The sequence below is a fragment of the Paenibacillus sp. 1-18 genome (genome assembly GCF_000520755.1).
Taxonomy (GTDB): Bacteria; Bacillota; Bacilli; order Paenibacillales; family Paenibacillaceae; genus Paenibacillus; species Paenibacillus brasilensis.
Genome location: NZ_ASSB01000303.1, coordinates 1 through 1,938 on the forward strand (window position 1 = coordinate 1; position 1,938 = coordinate 1,938).

The following is a 1,938-nucleotide window of genomic DNA, read 5'->3' on the forward strand; positions in this document are numbered from 1 at the left end:
ATCTCCATACGGTCGTTAAACGGCGTACTCGTACCATGGGCATTGACATAGTCGATTTCCTGCGGTGTCAAACCGCCATCCTGCAGAGCGATGCTGATCGCTTCCGCCGGACCGGAGCCCGAGGGATCAGGAGCCGTGATATGGTACGCATCGGTCGTGCATCCATAACCCGCAACCTCGGCCAAAATCGTGGCTCCGCGGTTCAAGGCATGCTCCAGCTCCTCCAGCACCAACACCCCTGCTCCTCCGCCGATGACGAATCCGTCGCGGTCCACATCAAACGGACGACTGGCCTTCTGCGGCTCTTCATTGCGTCTGGAGAGCGCATGGATATTCGCAAAGGATGCTAAATCAAGCTGACTGAAATTCGCTTCTGCTCCTCCGGCAACCACAACATCAGCCGTCCCATACTGGATCGTACGCAATGCTTCACCAATGGCATTACTTCCGGTAGCACAAGCCGTAACCACAGCAAACGAAGGTCCCTTAGCTCCGATAGCAATGGAGATTTCGCCAGGCGCAGAATTAATCATCATGGAGGAAACAAAATAAGGAGAAACCCTCTTGGGACCAAGCTCTGTTAGCTTCCTGTAGTTCTCCTCTATTACGTCGAGACCGCCTGCTCCAGAGCCGACAATAACCCCCACGCGGCTTGCATTTCGCTCATCTATCACTAATTTGGATTGCTCGACTGCCTGCCGGGCAGCCGCCAGGGCAAACTGAGTGAACTGTGCAACTTTATTAGCTTCCTTCTTGCTCATATATTGCAGCGGATCAAAGCCCGTAACCTGTGCGCCAATCTTTGTCGGAATGTCCGCTGTATCGAAAACAGTGACAGGTCCGATTCCGCTCTTTCCTTCCAACAGTGAATTCCAGAAATCTGAAAGATTAAGCCCAACCGGCGTTACGACTCCCTGTCCTGTCACCACAACACGTCTTCTCACTGTACCCACGTCCTTCGCTGAAATTAGTTCTTGGAAGCCTTTTGCTCGTAGAGAGGAAAGTCGCCATACACATGACTGATTTTCTCATGCACATCTGCAAGATTAGCATATACCTCGACGACCACAAGCTTGTTCTCCTGATACTTCTCCCAAGCAAGCCGAAGCTGTTCTTGGGCCTCCCCCTTGCTCCGGATCGCAAGACTTTCCACAAACTCATACTGTGGAATTTGGATTCCTGCCTTGGCCTCCTCGGAGACAAATGGCAAGGATTGATCCGAAAGATGCTTATAATTCATCTGATTTTGCAGCCAACCGTAGCCGCCATTATTGAGTACGATATAGATTAACGGTATTTGATACTGCACCGCCGTCATAAAATCCGAATAGAAGAGATTGAACGCACCGTCACCGACCAGTGCCACTACTGGACGTTCTGTTGCCACGCTTGCTCCCAAAGCAGCAGCCGCACCGAATCCAAGGCTCGTTTGGTCACTGGGGACAATCGAAAGAGAGCCTTGCGTGAAGCGAAAATATGGATAAAAGTAAGACCACATATCCTGCAATCCATTCTCTTGAAGAAGCACCAGATTTTCCGGAAATTCCGTCTGAATGATCTCCAGCAGCTCTGGAACGTGGATTCCAGGGGTCTTTTTCAGCTCCTCCAGATAAATGGCTCTGTTAGAAAATGCCTTCTGTTTACAACTTCTGATCGTTTCAAGCCACACTTCATCAGGTTTGTGTCCGTACCGTTGGACCCATTGCTCTAATGCTGCATATCCATCACCAAGCACCTTGATGCCCCTGTATTCGTGTGCAAAATCCTCCAGCTCGACATTAACTTGAATTAAAGGTGTATTCTCTAGCAGAATATCCCACTCAAACGTAGCCGTTTCTTCCAATCGGCTGCCCAGCGTAATCACCACATCAGATTCCTTCCAGATTTGTCTCAGACTGAGATCCGTATAGAGCCCGGCAACACCACAGAAGAGTTCAT

2 protein-coding genes are annotated in these 1,938 nt (G+C 50.2%); both read right to left on the bottom strand.

What is annotated here, in order from left to right:
• The coding region (locus tag L693_RS0119050; protein WP_025719113.1) for a beta-ketoacyl-ACP synthase II at positions 1-944 on the bottom strand (944 nt) is incomplete at its 3' end.
• A 23-nt stretch (positions 945-967) separates the two neighbouring features.
• The coding region (locus tag L693_RS0119055) for a thiamine pyrophosphate-dependent enzyme (protein ID WP_025719115.1) at positions 968-1,938 on the bottom strand (971 nt) is incomplete at its 5' end.